This is a genomic window from Robertmurraya sp. DFI.2.37, from assembly GCF_029211245.1.
GTDB classification, from domain to species: domain Bacteria; phylum Bacillota; class Bacilli; order Bacillales; family Cytobacillaceae; genus Robertmurraya; species Robertmurraya methanolica_A.
Genome location: NZ_JARGEJ010000312.1, coordinates 1 through 395, shown reverse-complemented (window position 1 = coordinate 395; position 395 = coordinate 1). Strand labels below are relative to the sequence as shown.

1 protein-coding gene is annotated in these 395 nt (G+C 42.3%); it reads right to left on the bottom strand.

What is annotated here, in order from left to right; genetic code table 11:
- Positions 1-288 precede the first annotated feature (288 nt).
- Positions 289-395, bottom strand: a 107-nt coding sequence (locus PZE06_RS26660; RefSeq protein ID WP_275792193.1) for a winged helix-turn-helix domain-containing protein, incomplete at its 5' end; no start/stop codon positions are given.

Genomic DNA, 395 nt, shown 5'->3' with positions numbered 1-395 from the left:
AGAGTTTTTAATAGCCGCCGAGCTTTCCCAACAAAATCTTAGTGACCTTCGGAGTAGCCCCAAATAAAGACCTGCCACAACATTGATGAACTGCAGGTCAACTGCCAAGGCGTATGGAGTATGTTGTATTTACATTAATTGTGTTTTCTCTATTGCCTGTCCCACCGCCAAGTGTACCTCCTTGCTGTGTAAGGTAAACGCTCCGATCAGTGAATGAAATTCCTGATGTTAAAGCTTGCCAACCACCACTAACAGAATCCCATCTTACATACGTTCCCCCAGAACCGTTCACATTTGTGTAATAAAATGTAACCCTACTCCCCAAACAGTATGGAAAAATGGTTGGTGATCTGTACCTAGTTTTTTCCTTAGTCTCTTAATATGGACATCAACAG